The organism is Bradyrhizobium sp. Kon56 (genome assembly GCF_055807635.1).
In genome coordinates this window covers 50,866-66,852 of sequence record NZ_JBVVOU010000019.1, presented here as the reverse complement: position 1 = coordinate 66,852, position 15,987 = coordinate 50,866, and the positions used below count along the sequence as shown (strand labels likewise).

Here is a 15,987-nt window from a genome sequence, read left to right as displayed (position 1 = left end):
AATTCTGGCTGGCCTGTGTTAGCGAGATTGCAGAAACGCTCGCGCGGTCCGCCTCAACTCCTCGTCGACGCCGAAGGGCGGATGCCAGCCGAGCGTTTTGCGGGCCTTCCGACTGTCGGCGCAAAGCGAGAGGCAGAGCCGCTGCACCATCGCTCGCTGCCCTGCGAGCGCGGCCACGCCCTCCAACAGAGCGACGGGAACGGGTAGCAAGCGCGCTTTGGTGCCCAGAGCTGCCGCCAGCCTTTCCAGGAGCTCTGGCGTTGACAGGTCCTCGCCATCGCTGGCCATGAAGACCTCTCCAGCCGCTGCCGGGTGTCGCAGACACGTGGAGATCAGATCGACTAGATTGCCGACACCGATCAGGCTACGGCGGTTCTCTATGCCGCCAAGCGGCAGTGGAACTCCGCGCCGCAACCAACGCATCAAAGATAGAAAATTCGCCCGCACTCCCGGCCCATAGACCAGCGGTGGCCGCAGGATGGCGACCTGCATGCCGCTCGCGCGACCAAGCTCAAGCAGGCCGCGTTCGGCTTCGAGCTTCGACAGTCCGTATGGATCTTGCGGACGCGGCGTTGCGGTTTCGACAAAGGGTGCGTCGGCAGGGGTGAATTCGCCGCACACCTTAACAGAGCTGAGAAACACGAAGCGGCGAACACCGGCAGCTGCAGCCTGACGCGCAAGAGACAACGTCCCATCCACATTGACGCGGCGATAGGCGTCGAGCGCATTTGCACTGCGCTCGCGCATGACATGAACACGCGCTCCCAAATGCGCAACGGTGTCACATCCCGCGATTGCAGATGTCCAATCGAAGACACTTCCGAGATCAACGTTCTCGGCAAAATCGATCCCAGCTGGCAAATCTGCGCGATTGCGATGGACGGCTGCGCGAAAAGCAATTCCGTCGGCAGCAAGTCGGCGGATAAGATGCCCGCCGACGAACCCCGAGGCTCCGACGATGAGAACCTTCATTGCGACAAAAGCTCTGAATAGATCGCAAGTGTCTGGGCGACGACGATCTCCTGGGAGAATTCCTTCTGGACCAGCTCTCGGCCGTGCGCGCCCATAAGCCTACGTTGCTCCGGGTTTTCCAGCAACAGCGCGATAGCCTCGGCGAGTTGGTCGACGTCGCCGGCCGGGACTAGCATGCCGTTGATGCCATCGATCACGATTTCCCGGCAGCCCGGCACGTCATAGGTGACGATGGGACATTCGCCGGCAGCGGCCTCGATCAAGGTCTTGGGTATTCCCTCCCCGTAGGTGGTCGGAAGACAGACGATCGCCGCCTCACGGATGATCTCCGGGATATTGTCGCGATGTCCCCACCACTCGACAAGGCCATCTTCGTGGTACTGCCTGAGCACGGCTTCAGGAATGGAGTGCGGATTTTCAGGGTCCGGCGCGCCGGCAAGGATGAACCTTGCAGCCACGTTCTTGGCCCGCAGCCGGGCAGCAGCGAGCACAAAATCCTCGACGCCCTTCTCTTTGATCATCCGCGATGCCTGGAGCACGATCGGCGGAGAGCTTTCCCGCCGCATTTGCGAGAACTGCGCGAGATCGACCCCGGATCCCTTGACGAGGCGTATCTTCTCCGGCGCGACGCCGATCTCATCGACCAGGGCCCGTGCATCATCCCTGTTCTGGACAATCGTCAAAGCGTGCCGCTGACTCAGCGCGAACCTTAGCAACGGTGCGATAACGCGACGGAGGGTCTGCGCATAGACCGCCTTGGACGAGAATACGAACCCCAGTCCGGCGACGTTGTTGACGATTGCAGCCACGCCCGAGATCCGCGCCGCGATCGAACCGTATAGGACAGGCTTCATGGCCACGTGATGAACGATGCTCGGGCGATGGCTTCGGTAAAGCTTCACCAGTTCAACGATGCTTGCCAGCTCGCGAAACGGATTTCGACCGGAACGCCGCATGCGCTCGAGGCCGATCAGCACGAAGCCTTCACAGGTGATAGCATCGGCCTTTTCGCCGAGCCGCGTCGCCACCAACACCTCATAACCGGCGGCCAGCGCCGCGCGGGCGATCGGCAGGCGGTGGGACACGAAGTACCAGTCCTCGGTTACGACGAACAGCAACCGCTTCTGAGCGAGAACGGCGGAGACTTCGCTCACGCCGGCCTCATGATCACGCGGATCTCGCAAACCATGAAGTCCTCATCCGCGAACGGCCGAAACTGTGGCGCCATCCGATCGCGAGGAAGCGGCAGGCCCGGCCATCGCTGCTCCGAGAGCACCTCGACGCTGAAGCCTGCCTCCCTCATCAGCTCGATCATTTCTCGCGGGCGGATGCGATTGGTGTAGAATCCTGAGGTTCGGAAAGCCTTGGTCTCCCAGACGTCATCTCCAAAGCGAAGGTTGTTCAGGCGGCCTCCGAGATGGTCGCGGAAATCGATGCTGTGAACGCCGATCCCGTTCGGAGCCACAATCCTGCGCAGTGCTTTCATGAGGGTCAGAAATTCATCGCGGTAGATGTGCTCTAGCACGACCTGCGACCAGATGAAATCTACTGACTGGTCCGGGATAATCGACAGCGAGCTCGTGCCTTCCGTCAAGTAGACGACGTCAAACTCCGTCATCGCGTCCTGCAGGGTCGCCGACTTCAGCGGTGCAAGCGCTCTCCCGCGCGAGGCAAGAAGGGCAAGAAGCTCGCGGCAAACGGCGATGTCAGTCTCAGCAAACGACCCTGCATCCGCCAGCCAAGCTTTTTCAGCACCAAAGGCACGGGCGACGAAGCCCGACAGCACCGAATCCCCCGGTCCAAGCTCGAGGCACCGGTACCTCTCAGGAAGGTGCCCATGCTCCACCGCTGACTGGAAATGGCTCTCGAAGGCGGAGATCGCGCGCTCCGGTACCATCATCTCGCCATGACGGAAGAGTCCGAGCCGTTTCCAGAGCGCGTAAGGGATAGGCAGGCGCGCGAGCCCGAGCTTGATGCCCAGTTTGGCCCACCACGGCACGTAAGAACTCAGACCCATCGCCGTGCCTGCTCAAGCCACAGGTCGAACATCAGCACGGTCCAGAGCTGGCCGCCGCGGTCTACCCGACCGATTTGGTGTTGCTGCCAGTTGTCGGCGATGGCCTTGCGATCGAAAAACTCGTTGCTGCCGGACGATAGCCAATCGGATGCCCAGCCCTTCAGCGGGCCACGCAACCAGTTGTCGATCGGAATGCCAAAACCCATCTTGGGACGTTCGAACAGATCGCGCGGCACGTAACGCTCTAGCAAACGCCGGAGGATATATTTTCCGGAATGATTCCTGAACTTCAGGGAGATCGGAATTTCCCAGGCGAACTCGACCAACCGGTGATCCAGCAGCGGCACACGCGCTTCGAGCCCGACGCGCATGCTCGCGCGATCGACCTTGGTCAGGATGTCATCCACGAGATACGTCGACATGTCCCAGGCCATTTGCTCCGCAGTCGCGGGCACGTCAGGCGCGAACGCCGGCGGCGCGGATCTCGCAAGCGCGACACCGTTAGACGCGAGCAACACGGTTTCGGGGTTCGCCCATTGCGACACCAGCCTGCTCTGCAGCTCATACAAGGTCGAGGAGGCTAGCACCGACGCAACCTTGTGGATCTTCTGCCCTGGCAGCGCAGGCTGCAGGTGGGACGGTAGAACGTAGCTCAGGGCGCGAAACGCAGCGTCCCAGCTCGCTGGCGATGCCGAGGCTAGACCGGATGCGGCCATGCGACGCAATGCATGGGGAATCCTGGTCAGACGTTTCCAGTAATCGGACACGAACAGATAACGGTTGTAGCCGCCGAACAATTCATCGCCACCGTCGCCGGATAGTGCAACCGTCACCTGCTGCCGCGCGAGTTTCGAGACGAGATAGGTCGGTATCTGCGAAATATCCGCGAAGGGCTCGTCATAGATGTCGGGGAGCGAGGGAATGACGGCCATCGCATCGGCATCCGAGACGTAGAGCTCCGTGTGGTCAGTCTGAAGGTGCTTTGCGACCTCGGCCGCATAGTTGGCTTCGTTGTGGCTCGGGTCGTCAAAACCGATCGAGAATGTCTTGGTGGTAGCGCCGCCCACGGCCTGCATGATGGCTGTGACCGAGCTGGAATCAATGCCGCCGGACAGGAACGCACCCAGCGGTACATCAGAAATCATGTGTTCGGCAACGATGCCGCGGAGGCGCTGGTCAAGCTCTTCTAGCACCTCCTCTTCGTTCGCTCGCGGCCTCGACATGCCTCGCGCGACGACCTCCGGAATCGACCAGTAGGCTGTCGGCTCGCTCGCATGACCGTCCCGAAACCTGAGGCTGGTCGCTGCGGGCAGCTTGTACACGCCCTCGAAAATGCTGAACGGCGCCGGAACATAGCCGAGCCGCAGGAATTCGGACAAAGCCGGCAGTGAAATCGAGGGAAGCTCACGACGTTGCACCACGATCGGGCGCAGCTGCGAGGCGAAAACGAGCGTTCCGTTCACAACGCTATAGTACAGCGGTTTGATACCGAGCCGATCGCGCGCGAGCACGAGGGTGCGTTCACTTCCGTCCCAAACGGCGAGCGAAAACATGCCGGCACACCGCGAGATCGTCTCGTCGATACCCCAACGCTCGAATCCAGCAACGACGACCTCGGTATCCGAGTGACCATTGAAATGATGGCCCGTGGCCTCGAGCTCGCGGCGCAGGTCGCGGAAATTGTAAATTTCGCCATTGTAAGTCAGCGCATAGCGGCCGGACGCCGAAATCATCGGCTGCGCGCCTGCGGACGACAGATCGAGGATCGAAAGCCGGCGATGGCCAAGCCCTGCGCAGCCGTCCTCGCTGATCCAGTGGCCGTCTCCGTCCGGGCCGCGATGCGCAATCGCATCTGTCATCTGGCCTAAAGTCTGGCGATCTATCCGGCCCGGCTTGCTGCTCGCAATTCCGATTATGCCACACATTATCGCGCCTCGGGCTTCCGGCGTGGGGTAATCGATGCGAGAACGGACGCGAACTTCGCCGCGATGGCCGACCAGGACAGCTCACTCACAGCATGGGCCCTCGCCGCCTCCCCGCAACGCAGCCGCAAAGCCTCGTCATCGACGAGCCGGCTGAGTGCGACAGCAAGCGCAGCCGGCGTCGAATCCGACGCAACCAGACCAGTCCGCTCGTGCAAGACCTGCTCGGCAAGACCGCCAACCGGCGTCACGACGGCCGGAATTCCGGCGATGCCCGACGTCGCAAGCACAGCAGACTGGCTTGCTCCACGATATGGCGCAACGACGATATCGACCCCCTCGAAGATCTCGCCGAGATCCTCTTCAGGGATCCATCGGTTGTCAACGAAGACGTCCTCGAGCTCGGCAATCTGCGCCCGATACGGCTCGATGTCCCCCGGGCCGATAATCCGAAGCCCCACATCCTTTCCCTCGCGCTTCATGAACTTGTAAGCGTCCAGAAGGATATCTAGCCCCTTGTAGGGCAATAAGCGTCCAAAAAAGAGCATTTGGATTTTGCGCCCGGTTCGTGTGGGAGCCTGTTTTCTCGTCTCGGCATAGGGGAAGACCCCCAGCGGGGCGATCCACACGCGTTCGGCGGGAAAGTCGTTGTTCGTCGTGACCGATTTTCGCGTGTACTCGGTCAGCGCAAAGATGCCGTCGCTTGCGGCGATTTCGGTGTCCAGCATCCACTTGCGGATAGCGATGTCGTCGCCGGCGTGCGGCTTTGGATCATGCAAGACAAACACGTAGGCAATGTCCCGGGGTCTCCGCCACAAGGTCGGAACGTTCCATAAATGGCTCATCGTGCAGACCACTACGGATATGTCATGCTCGCGCACATAACGCCAGAGGCGACGTCGAACAAACGGCAGACGCAGCAGCGCGAGAATAGCCGACGAAACATTGGTGTAGGTGTCGACGTTATAACCTGGCAACCCAAGCGCGTCGAAATCGGCAATGATGTCCCCTTGCCGTGAGAGCGACAGGTGCAGCTCGAGCTCCGGATGTTTCCTGAGTTCGCGCACCAACTCATAGGTGTACCTTACCCCGCCGCCCCGCCGCCCCCAATGCCAGATGAGCACCTTACGGGCTCCTCGAGAAAGCTTCGGTTCCATCATAGAGCTCTGAGCTGAGGCTGCCTTCATCACTGTATTATTATACCACCGCGCATTCGCCTCGAAAGCTTAGTGCGGCGGGACCTCTTCAAATGGTTGTGCCGGCGGTCTCAATATGGACGTCTCCAGCCTCAATATTCGACATGGGGCCCCATGTCGATGAAGAGCTGCTGTTTGATTGAGAGAAATGCGTTGGTGACGTCCCAACGACGCGCCTTGCGAACGGGAGAAGGCCTCACCTCAGTTGGTCAACACAGAGTTCCCAACGCCTCGATATCTGAGCGAGGTCGCGAAGCGGCTTAGGGACGCATCGCCACTTGGGACGGCTTTCCTGGACCGAACCACATTTGAGGAATAGCGCCGTTCACGACTTTCTTTGAGCTTTACCTCAATATTGGCATAGGCCTCTCCAAATCCGCTGATGTCGAGCATCTCGCCGCCAGAACGATCGAGTTGGCCTCTCTCCAGACGAGTTTGGACGCCCAGGGAATGAAGGTATTATTTATCATCGATGGCTGATTTTTCGACAGACGAATGATGAAGGTATCTATATTTGTCCTAGCGCGAATGTCCAAGCAAGGATCCCCTGTATGCTGAAACAATCTGTCCGGTATCTACGGCGCAATCCTCTCGATTTCAAAACCGCCAAAGGACCGACAATTGGTGAGTTGATATTCTCGCACATCGACGAGTCGCCGGTGCTTATCGATGTCGGAGCTAGAAACGGTATGAGCATGTTCCCCGCTTCGTTTGCTAGACGTTCAACCATTGTGGGGTTTGAGCCCAATCCAGAGGAATACGCTAAATTGGCGTCTCGCTCGACAGATGCAGCGGCCCTCGGAGCGCATTTGCCCGACTTCAAATATTCCGAATATCATCCGGTTGCAATTTGGAGCGAGAAAGGCGAACGAACTTTTTTTATCACCGCCGGCCCTGGCGCCTGCACTCTTTTGGGAGAGCCCCTAGACGTAACAAAAGATATGTACCTGGATACTGTTTCCCGTCGCACCATCTCTTATTTTGACGTTGCCACCCGAGTGGTGAAAACCACAACAGTTCAATGCGACACACTCGACAGCATTATTTCGGCCGGCAGGACCGTCGACTTTCTTAAACTCGATGTCGAGGGCGGCGAAGTCGAATGCCTCAAAGGCGCTTCCAGGCTTCTCAACGATCATGACATTCTGTTTGTCTACTCGGAGTTTCAAACGCTCCCCTACTACAATAAGCACGGCGTACTAGGCGACCAGCACGCCTTGTTAAACTCGCTGAAGTATCGCTTACTCGATCTTGATCTCGGACACCCAACCTATCGCAGGGGCAAACGCGACATGTCAGAAACGGTTGACCGTCGCCTCTTTATGTCGGGCGATGCTATTTTTTGTGTCGATCCTGATCGTGTCTCTTTGACTCCTAACAAGCTGCAGCGGCTAGCGGCGGTTTCAATGTCTTTTGGATTTGTCTCTTTTGCATTGTCTCTGCTGGAGAACGCTGGGCTAAATACCGAATGGGAGATCGATCAGATGGAGAAGGCTGCTTCGTCGGCTTGGACGTTCCAGCGACTGAGACGTGCGTGGCAGCGCGCGCCTAAAACGATAGGTCGCATGATTTAGAGCGTCCACCTGCAGTGCTAGTCGACAGATCCGCTCTCTAAGGGGCATCGAGGAACTGATATTCTTCGAGTCCCGTTTAGGCAAACCTCGGCCGGCATGAATGCCGCCAGCTATTTGCTGCTGGGCGTGGTTCCATAGATTCTGTTCGTCAATTCTGACAAAGACCAACGTTCTTTGGACCGCACCTAAACGGACAATCTGCATGATTCCGCAACTGACGTAATAGAGGCATAAAAGGTCATAATGTGCCGGGCTTGTGATCTCGTTCCTTTGACCGAATGCCTCTATCGGGCATGGTCCCCGAATAAACACTATGAATGCAGGCAGGCACCAATAACGCCTCGATCCGAAGCTTCTCGAGCAGGTTGGCCACTTTGACAAAGAACGGATTCGACGCCAACGCAGTCGGCACCAGCCGGAACAAGCGCGAAGAACCCTCGATACCGTACCGCGCAAAAGCGGTTGCAATGGCTCCCCCGGTAACGAGGCGCTCATTCCCATAAATGAAGCGCTCGCCCGTCGCTTTATCGATCTTATCGATGATCGTGTTGAAACCGCGGATCCGAAACATCTTATACTGAATCGCAGGATTCCATGCGTTAGGTTCGACGATCACTATTCTGCCTCCGGGGGCAAGCAACGACGCGATCTTTGCGACGATCTGATCGCGTGGCTCCAAGTGATGAAAGGTATCCTTCATGTAGATGAGATCGTATTGGACATCAGGGAGATCAAGCAAATTAATGCGCTCGATCTTAACCGTGACCGGACCGATCTTGTCACGAACATGCCGCGTCAGTTCGCGCGCAGCGTCCGTCCATTCGGACTTCACATCAATACCTGTGGCATCTGCCCCTCGTAGCGCTAGCCAATGGAGGTCAGAACCAATACCACAGCCGACCTCAAGGACGCGCAAGCCAGGACGGACGAGCGCAACCACATCAGCCAAGCGCCGGTCATAGGCCTTCCAGAGATAGGGCGCCGAATTGCCAAAATATTGAGGGTAATTGGCCCGAAAAGGTATCTTATCCTGATCGACAGAATGAAGGCACCACTCAAAAAATGCTGCTGGTGAAGAAAGGGCCGATTTTCCGCTATAGTTCATCGGATACCATTCCCACGATTAAGGCTCGCCACGGGAGATGGAATATCTCGCCACTGAAGCTGCTTCTATAGTGGCATTGAGGTAGCCGAACAAGCGGACAGCAGACTGAACGACCGGCGGTTCCGCGCGAATCAGGCTCCCCGGCGCCTGCCGTACGGGCTCCACCAGCTCCGACGGTCAGTCTAGAGCTTCGCTACACAACGACGATCGTACCGGACGGAGGCCGCGGTCAGACTCTAGGACCGCCGGACTCTTCCATCTCTTCTCACTTTGTCGACGATCTATCTATCGAGCCGATCTAGTCAAGCAACTCCGCTTGCGCCAGCGCTTTGGTACAAACCCGCACCGAAGCTTTCTTCGAAGCGGCCCCAACCGTGGTCGGCCTTGTCCGCACTTATCGCTTCTTAGGTTGAAAAACTTAGCGATCGCTATAGCGATTGAACCTTTCGACAACATCCTCCGCAACTGTCTCCGCCCTGAACCTGCTCAAATAGGTCTCCCAACCCGCACTTCCGATGCGGTCACGTAGCGATTGATCCTGCCCTGCTCGCACAATCAGACGTGCGATGTCAGCGGCGTCACGCCCAAGCAAAGCATTCTCTTCGTGTTTGATTTCGGGCATCGACATAGACACATCGCGATGGGCTACGACGCAGGAACCGAGAGTCCAAGCGTGAAGATATCGAGTATGACCAACCTTGAACGGGGTTGCATTGTTAGTGCACAGGAACACATGCGCCGCCAGCATAGCCTCGTCAATATCCGGCACGAATCCACGAAACACGACATCCTGCCCCTCGAGAGGGGCACGAATGCCCGACTCGAGCTCGCCGGACCCGAGAATTTCGATCCTGAATGTCCCTGGCGCCATGCGCTTCCGTAGCTCGGGGAGCAGCTCGCGACCAAGATAATCGAGCCCAAAGCGGTTGGCGGTTCCGCCTAACTTTCCGACATTGCCGATGATGACAAGTGGGCTGGGCTTTTCGAGCGCGCGCCTACGCTCACGCCACCCCTCGCCGAAGCGGTCAATCCAGACGTTCTGGATATAAAATGCGTTCGGATGCCCAAGCCGAGCGTAATAACTTGCATCGTTGGCAGCGACGTCTCCGAGTATTTCATAGCGATGCATGATCTGGTTATGCACTTTTTCGAGACGGGACAACCCGAGGCGCAATCGCAGATGGCCAAGGCTCAAGCCATTCAGTCTTCGATCATGCAATGCACGCATATAGCCGGTTTTGTGGTCCGGATTTCCATAGTACGCGAATTTGAGAACGGGCACGGTGGAACAAGCGGCGGTTAGCCATTCGCTCCAAGGCACCAACAGCGCGTCAGCATTCCAGGATGCCAGCGCCCGCGCAATCGCATCTCCCTGGCTGACGTAGGGATAGAAATGTTCCGGCTTCGGACTGAGTAATTTGATGAATGGCGAGCCCTGAGTCGTTCGCATGGGCAACACGATTTCCGGCAGAATGTCGACACCGAATTCGGCCAGAGCGGCAAGACCTGCAATCTCTTCAGCGTCAGCTCCAGGCTCCCCTTCCAGACCGACCTTTAGAAACCCGATAGTCATTCCGGGCTGCGTCGCCAGGGCACGCGTAAGTTCAAACACGACCACATTCGCAGCGCGAACGGTATGTCCGGGAAAGGGCCGGTTCGATGCGACGATGACGAGCCTCACACCGGTCTCCGGACGTCGATGGCTCGGTTGTCGACCGCCGCTTGCCTAATGGCATCGACGAGTTGCTGTACGCGTGCCCCCTCGCCAAAACTAGGATGACAAGTGGTACCTGCCCTTACTGCGGCAACGAAGCGCTCGGCAAGCCGTTTGAAGGGAGGCAGACGACCATCCCCATCGGGGATAGGCTCGGAAACTTCCGACAATACCTTACCACTGGCGCTCGTCGCGACCAATTTGAACCCCCCCATATAGTCTCGCGTAGAATTATCGATCACTGCCGTTCCGGCACTCCCCACCACCGTCCAGCGGTGCGTCGTTAGACCTGGATTAGCATTGCCGATTGTAATTGACGTTACCGCACCGGAAGCATGGTCAAACGTCGCATGGACTAGATCTTCCGCTGCACTTGCACCGTCATTTGGCTTCAGCTGCGCGGTAACTCGCGAATCCAGGCGCGCAGACAAAGCGACCACTGGACCCGCAAGCCATTCCATAAGGTACAGAACATGCGTCCCGAAAAGATTTAGCACGCCGCCGTTGCGGCGGGCATCAGTCTTCCACGACCAACTTCCGCTTCGATGCACCCAAGATTCGTTGAGCCAGGTCACCTGAATGTGCCGGAGATCCCCGAGCTCTCGTGCTCCGATCATCTCATGCAATGCTGAAAATGCCGCCAATTCTGCAAACTCGAAATCCACCGCCGTCGTCAGATCACTGTACTTCTGTGCCAATCTCTCCGCGGCCAGCATATTGGCACCGAGCGGCTTTTCGCACAGCACAGGAAGGCGGCGCGCATGGCAGCGTTCTAGGATGGTCTCGACTTCTCCTGGCGGCACCGCCACGCTCACCGCATCGAGGCCCAACGTGAAAAAGCGGTGAGCGTCCGTCAACACAGGAATCTGAAGACGGCTTTCCACGCTTGCAGCCCTGTCGGCGTTTCTGCCAAGCAAGGCAACGATCTCGACCCCCGGCAGCAAAGCAAAAGCTGGGACATGCACGTCGGCACCAAATCCCAGCCCCACAACCCCGAGCCTGAGCGCTCGTTTCGCCACCATCAAATCACTCAATGATTCGCGGCTCGGGCAAGGGCACAATGAACTTTCCCCTGTAACCACGCTTTCTCAGATTGGCCGCGAGTTCATCGGCGATGTGCCAAGATAGCAGCAGCGCAAAATCCGGCTGATCGCTGTACAGCGCGGCCTCGTCGATCACGGGAATTCTCGTGCCCGGAATAAACCTATTCAACTTGTGCGAGCCTGATACCTCCATCACGGAGTCCAGGATTCCGTCGTCGAGACCGACATAGTTGATCAACGTAGATGCACGTGACGGAGCACCAATACCAGTAATTCTGGTTTCATCCTTTTTCAATCCGGCAAGCAACTTGTACAAATCCAGTTTAGAACGAACGACTCGTGCGGCAAAAGTCTTCAGCGCACTGCCATCGGCGAGACCGAAGCGCTCCTCGTCCGCGCGGCGCTCGGCAACTGACGGCTGAATCTGGTACTGTCCAGGACGAGAGGCATAAACTCGAATAGAGCCACCGTGTGTCGGAATGCGCTTAACGTGAAAGACTTCCAGTCCATGACGTGCTAACAGCGCCTCGATCGCGCCCAGCGCGTAGTAACGAAGATGCTCGTGATAGACCGTGTCGTATTGAAGCGTCTCGACGAGATCGAGCAGATAGTGCGACTCCGAGATGAATACACCGTCCTCGGCGAGCCATTCGGCAACGCCTTTCGTAACATTGTGGACATCACCGATATGCGCGAACACGTTTGCCGCAGTGATAACCTTTGCGGCGCCGCGTTCGGCACGCAGCCGGGTTGCGAGCCCCACCCCAAAATAGTCCGTCAACGTCTCAATGCCGCGCCCGCGCGCGACTTCACCAGCGCGGGATGGCTCAACGCCAAGAATACGATGGCCGCCGTCCTTGAAATTGATCAGTAACGATCCGTCATTTGAACCAATGTCCACCACGAGATCATCTGCCGAAATCTTGATGAGCGATGAAGCCTCGCGATAGAGCTCAGCGAAATTCTCGCGCAAGATCTTGGTCGTGCCGCTCAGATACGGATAGGAATATGGGAAGAGAATTTCCGCATGGACCTCCAATCCGATCTGGACCAGACTACATTCCTCGCATCGGAACAGCTCGAGCGGAAAAGCGGGCTGCTCAAGCGCGCGCTCTCCTACTAAAGGCATGGTGTTCACCGGGGGGACATAGCCGAGAAACAGAATTGGCGTGAGTTCACTGCTCGCACAGATCTGGCACTCGAGGATGGGCCTGGATTGCGCCGGCGCTGTCATTTGCTGTCTCCTAAATTTCGTAATGGCCGTAATTCTGGATGGTCTCGGTACCAGCGAACAACGGTGGGTAGACCGTCTTGCAGGGAAATGCGGGGGGACCAACCTAGAGCCTGGATCTTACTGATGTCCGGACAGCGGCGCTGCGTTTCGCCCAAGGGCGCGGGACCGGCCTCAATGATCGCCTCCCGACCGAAGGTTGCGACGATCAATTCCGCAACACGTCGGATCGTCACCTCTTCTGTGTTTCCAATGTGGTAAACGTTGAGGTGCTCGCCGCGTGTAACGACCGTCGCCAGACCATCCGTGAAATCGTCGACACGAATGAAAGCACGCGTCTGGGCGCCGTCGCCCTTCAAAGGAAAAATCAAAGGCAATCCCGGTTTCGTCACCAAATCCGACTCTGCCGCCCTGACCGAAAATTCAGGAACTACATGCTCGAACCCCATATCGATGCCATAGACGTTGTGAGGTCGGAAAACGACCACGCGGTCAAAATGGGTACGGCCATAATTAAGCGCGATCAATTCGGATGCGAGCTTTGACCCACCGTAAGAATATCGCGGGTTGCGGATGTCGGGCACGACCAACGGAACGTTCTCTGGAGTCGGCACTTGATCCGGCGACTGATAGGCCTCGGAGCTCGATGCAACGACGAGTTCGCGCACCTTTGCATCCCGGCACGCATCGATCACGGTGAGCATCCCGCGAATCGCGACATCCACCACCAGTTCAGGCTGCTCGTAGAAATACCGAGTTCCATTGATCGCGCTCATATGAACCACACAGTCCATACCATCGACCGCTCGGCGCACCGCCTGCGGATCCCGAATATCGCCGATATGCAGCTCTATCCGATCTTCAATTCCAGCAAGCCGCCTTGGATCACCGCGCCAGTTATTGTCCAGCACACGCACACAATGCCCGGCCCCCACCAGCTTCTGGACCAAAGCCGCTCCCAGAAACCCGGTACCTCCCGTGACAAGATATCGACGGCTCATAGACCCTGCCCCCTCGGAAGTTTCGCTCGACCGTGGCTGCCAAGCGCCATGTAGCCGACATGCGGCGCCAAAAGCAGGTAATCGGCGTTGAAGAAGTTCCAAAAATCGTAAAACATCGCAGGCGAAGCCATCCGATGCGACAGCGTTTCGATCGCCATGGAGCGGAATCGGCTGTGATTGTTGGTAATGACGGCAACATTGGCGCCATCAAGCGCTTGCTCTAGAAACGGAATCGGATCTAGCCCGAAATCTCGAATAGCCTCCAGCGAGACAACCGGATCGAAGGCCCTGAACCGCGCATTCGGAAAATGGCGCTGTAGCGCTGCGAAAATAGGACGCGCCATCGTGCCACGCAGATCATCCGTTTCGGGCGCACCCTTGAAGGCAAGGCCGAGTACGGTCACTATCGGTGCATCTGGAAAACCATTGATGCGACCAGTCGCCCGCTTCAATGCTGCGATCGCTTGCTCGGGCTGAGCTTCATTCAGTTTCCGCGCGGTCAGCACAATCGCTGGCGACACGCCGCGATGCTCCAGTCCTTCGGCTAGGATATAGGAATCCTTTTCGAGACAGGGACCGCCGACCGGCCCTGGCATTGCCAGATTTGTGCGTGGATATCCAAGCTTTCCGGCAGAGATCACATCCGCGGCGCTCACTCCGATCGCGTCACACATCGACGCTACTTCATTGGAGAAAGCGAAGTGCACGTCACGCTGGGAGTTGTCTACTAGCTTAATCATCTCTGCGGTCTCGAGATCACGTACACGCACCGTTGTCGGCGTGACGAACTGAAATAGCTGCCCTGCTCGTACTGTCGCATCTTCCGAAGCGCCACCGACGATTTGTGGAAGGATACGCAATTCTTGAATGGCAACACCTTCGAGCGTTCGCTCAGGACAGAATGCCAAATCGTAGGACTTGTTGGCAGCATCAAGAATGGGGGCAACGATCGAGCGCGTGGTTCCCAACCGCACTGTAGATCTCATAATGATGAGGGCTCCTGCTGGCATCGCTTCAGCAACCTCGCCCGCGACATGCTCGATCATGTCCGTGCGTACACGCCTTTCCGCACCCAGCGGCGTTCCTACTGTGATAATGAAAACCGTCGCGTCACAATCCTGCGGTACACTTGCATGAACCGAAAATGCGCCGCTTTTTAAAACGCGGGCCAACTGGTCAGCCAGTCCGGGCTCATGGAAATGTGGCTGTGCCTGCTGCAACAGCTCCACCACATCCTCGCGGACCTCGACGCCCCAGACTCGAAATCCGACGGCAGCCATGGTTGAAGCAAGGGTAAGACCAACATATCCAAGGCCCAAAATGCAGACGGATCGGTCGGCGAAAGAGCGGGGAACGAGCATGGCGGAGGTCTTTTACCCATCGAGAGAGCAGATTTCTCGCCTCCCAATAGACGATACGGCTCCCTATGTCTTGCTGTTTGTTGATACCTAGCGAGCGAGGAAAGCGCTCGCTACGACCTGTACCAAGCCCCTAGAAATGCTCGAATTTTCGTGTTGCAGGGCACTTGGCGGGCACCATGAAGATGGCGACTCGTGGTGGTCCCTGAGGCCGCGCTTTGCTGACGCCGAGGCCATCTATCGCGGAGGTCTCGCCCATGGACGCAGCGAATAGTCTGACACTCGCTAGATCAGGCCCCTTAACCGGGCGACGGCGAACAGCGCCAGATGCGGGGCATGGTTGAAGGTGCCGTCACGGATAGAATCTTCCAACGTCGTCAGGCTCACCCAGCAGATCTCTAGGTCCGGCTCAGGTGCCCAATTGGCCAGCTTTTCCGCCAGAGGTACAACGAAGCCCCATAGCCTATTACCGAGCCTTCCCGAGTCCGGGAGCAGCTCTCCCAGACTGATGGCTTGCGGAGCATACAAACCTACCTCCTCCGAGAGCTCCCGTAACGCGCAGCGCTCCGGCTCCTCGCCTTCATCTAGAAGCCCGCCTGGGAACTCTAGCGTCCACTGTTCTATCGCAGGACGGAACTGCCGAACCAGCGGCAGTGTCCCGTCGGCCGTGATGGCAATCGCAGAGACATAATCTGCAAGAGCAAGCCCGTGGAAATTGCCTATGGATGCTCCGCGTCCGTCCAAGACCTCGCGTTCGACCAAGGTGAGCCAGGGGGAGACGACAGACATTTTTCGGCCCCTAATACGCGAGGCTGCATCACTCTTCGAGTTGTCAAACGGACCCATAACAAAGC

Annotated in this window: 13 protein-coding genes; 1 reads left to right on the top strand and 12 read right to left on the bottom strand. The window is 57.8% G+C overall.

What is annotated here, in order from left to right:
- Window positions 1-18: 18 nt before the first annotated feature.
- From AC0L3B_RS26285 to AC0L3B_RS26265, 5 genes are read right to left on the bottom strand one after another with little or no spacing between them, the layout of a single operon-like run.
- Window positions 19-972 (bottom strand): UDP-glucose 4-epimerase family protein, encoded by a 954-nt coding sequence (locus tag AC0L3B_RS26285; protein ID WP_473381345.1) that lies wholly within the window; start codon window positions 970-972, stop codon window positions 19-21.
- The gene (locus AC0L3B_RS26280) at window positions 969-2,126 is read right to left on the bottom strand and encodes a glycosyltransferase family 4 protein (protein WP_473349109.1); all 1,158 of its coding nucleotides are present in this window, start codon (window positions 2,124-2,126) and stop codon (window positions 969-971) included. The genes AC0L3B_RS26285 and AC0L3B_RS26280 overlap by 4 nt, the downstream gene beginning before the upstream one ends.
- Window positions 2,123-2,989, bottom strand: a complete 867-nt coding sequence (locus tag AC0L3B_RS26275; RefSeq protein ID WP_473381344.1) for a class I SAM-dependent methyltransferase — start codon at window positions 2,987-2,989, stop codon at window positions 2,123-2,125. The genes AC0L3B_RS26280 and AC0L3B_RS26275 overlap by 4 nt, the downstream gene beginning before the upstream one ends.
- Window positions 2,980-4,914 (bottom strand): asparagine synthase (glutamine-hydrolyzing), encoded by a 1,935-nt coding sequence (gene asnB, locus AC0L3B_RS26270; RefSeq protein ID WP_473381343.1) that lies wholly within the window; start codon window positions 4,912-4,914, stop codon window positions 2,980-2,982. Before asnB ends, AC0L3B_RS26275 begins: the two co-directional genes overlap by 10 nt.
- Window positions 4,914-6,035 carry a glycosyltransferase family 4 protein gene (locus tag AC0L3B_RS26265; RefSeq protein WP_473381342.1) on the bottom strand — a complete coding sequence of 374 codons (1,122 nt, stop codon included), beginning with the start codon at window positions 6,033-6,035 and terminating at the stop codon, window positions 4,914-4,916. Before AC0L3B_RS26265 ends, asnB begins: the two co-directional genes overlap by 1 nt.
- Window positions 6,036-6,658: 623 nt before the next feature.
- On the opposite strand from AC0L3B_RS26265, the gene AC0L3B_RS26260 reads away from it, so the two are divergent.
- A complete protein-coding gene (locus AC0L3B_RS26260) occupies window positions 6,659-7,681 on the top strand; it encodes an FkbM family methyltransferase (RefSeq protein ID WP_473381341.1) in 1,023 nt (340 codons plus the stop codon).
- Window positions 7,682-7,919: 238 nt separating this feature from the next.
- Here the strand turns inward: AC0L3B_RS26260 and AC0L3B_RS26255 are convergent, their stop codons facing one another.
- The 7 genes from AC0L3B_RS26255 to AC0L3B_RS26225 all read right to left on the bottom strand — a co-directional run bounded on the left by AC0L3B_RS26255 (window position 7,920) and on the right by AC0L3B_RS26225 (window position 15,922).
- Window positions 7,920-8,786, bottom strand: coding sequence for a class I SAM-dependent methyltransferase (locus tag AC0L3B_RS26255; RefSeq protein WP_473381340.1), 867 nt, complete (start codon window positions 8,784-8,786; stop codon window positions 7,920-7,922).
- A 418-nt stretch (window positions 8,787-9,204) separates the two neighbouring features.
- Window positions 9,205-10,467, bottom strand: coding sequence for a glycosyltransferase family 4 protein (locus tag AC0L3B_RS26250; RefSeq protein WP_473349097.1), 1,263 nt, complete (start codon window positions 10,465-10,467; stop codon window positions 9,205-9,207).
- Window positions 10,464-11,534: a Gfo/Idh/MocA family protein gene (locus AC0L3B_RS26245; RefSeq protein WP_473381339.1), complete on the bottom strand. Its 1,071-nt coding sequence runs from the start codon at window positions 11,532-11,534 to the stop codon at window positions 10,464-10,466. Before AC0L3B_RS26245 ends, AC0L3B_RS26250 begins: the two co-directional genes overlap by 4 nt.
- Complete coding sequence (locus tag AC0L3B_RS26240; RefSeq protein ID WP_473381338.1) at window positions 11,527-12,777, bottom strand: methyltransferase domain-containing protein; 1,251 nt, start codon at window positions 12,775-12,777, stop codon at window positions 11,527-11,529. Before AC0L3B_RS26240 ends, AC0L3B_RS26245 begins: the two co-directional genes overlap by 8 nt.
- Window positions 12,774-13,775: an NAD-dependent epimerase/dehydratase family protein gene (locus AC0L3B_RS26235; RefSeq protein WP_473381337.1), complete on the bottom strand. Its 1,002-nt coding sequence runs from the start codon at window positions 13,773-13,775 to the stop codon at window positions 12,774-12,776. Before AC0L3B_RS26235 ends, AC0L3B_RS26240 begins: the two co-directional genes overlap by 4 nt.
- Window positions 13,772-15,136 (bottom strand): nucleotide sugar dehydrogenase, encoded by a 1,365-nt coding sequence (locus tag AC0L3B_RS26230; protein WP_473381336.1) that lies wholly within the window; start codon window positions 15,134-15,136, stop codon window positions 13,772-13,774. The genes AC0L3B_RS26235 and AC0L3B_RS26230 overlap by 4 nt, the downstream gene beginning before the upstream one ends.
- Window positions 15,137-15,418: 282 nt before the next feature.
- Window positions 15,419-15,922 (bottom strand): NUDIX hydrolase, encoded by a 504-nt coding sequence (locus AC0L3B_RS26225; RefSeq protein WP_473381335.1) that lies wholly within the window; start codon window positions 15,920-15,922, stop codon window positions 15,419-15,421.
- Window positions 15,923-15,987 lie beyond the last annotated feature (65 nt).

Excerpts from the sequence above, each read along its gene's own strand:
- AC0L3B_RS26285 (WP_473381345.1), bottom strand. The coding sequence starts at position 972 with ATGAAGGTTCTCATCGTCGGAGCCTCGGGGTTCGTCGGCGGGCATCTT.
- AC0L3B_RS26275 (WP_473381344.1), bottom strand. The coding sequence starts at position 2,989 with ATGGGTCTGAGTTCTTACGTGCCGTGGTGGGCCAAACTGGGCATCAAG.
- asnB (WP_473381343.1), bottom strand. The coding sequence starts at position 4,914 with ATGTGTGGCATAATCGGAATTGCGAGCAGCAAGCCGGGCCGGATAGAT.
- AC0L3B_RS26260 (WP_473381341.1), top strand. The coding sequence starts at position 6,659 with ATGCTGAAACAATCTGTCCGGTATCTACGGCGCAATCCTCTCGATTTC.
- AC0L3B_RS26255 (WP_473381340.1), bottom strand. The coding sequence starts at position 8,786 with ATGAACTATAGCGGAAAATCGGCCCTTTCTTCACCAGCAGCATTTTTT.
- AC0L3B_RS26240 (WP_473381338.1), bottom strand. The coding sequence starts at position 12,777 with ATGACAGCGCCGGCGCAATCCAGGCCCATCCTCGAGTGCCAGATCTGT.
- AC0L3B_RS26235 (WP_473381337.1), bottom strand. The coding sequence starts at position 13,775 with ATGAGCCGTCGATATCTTGTCACGGGAGGTACCGGGTTTCTGGGAGCG.
- AC0L3B_RS26230 (WP_473381336.1), bottom strand. The coding sequence starts at position 15,136 with ATGCTCGTTCCCCGCTCTTTCGCCGACCGATCCGTCTGCATTTTGGGC.
- AC0L3B_RS26225 (WP_473381335.1), bottom strand. The coding sequence starts at position 15,922 with ATGTCTGTCGTCTCCCCCTGGCTCACCTTGGTCGAACGCGAGGTCTTG.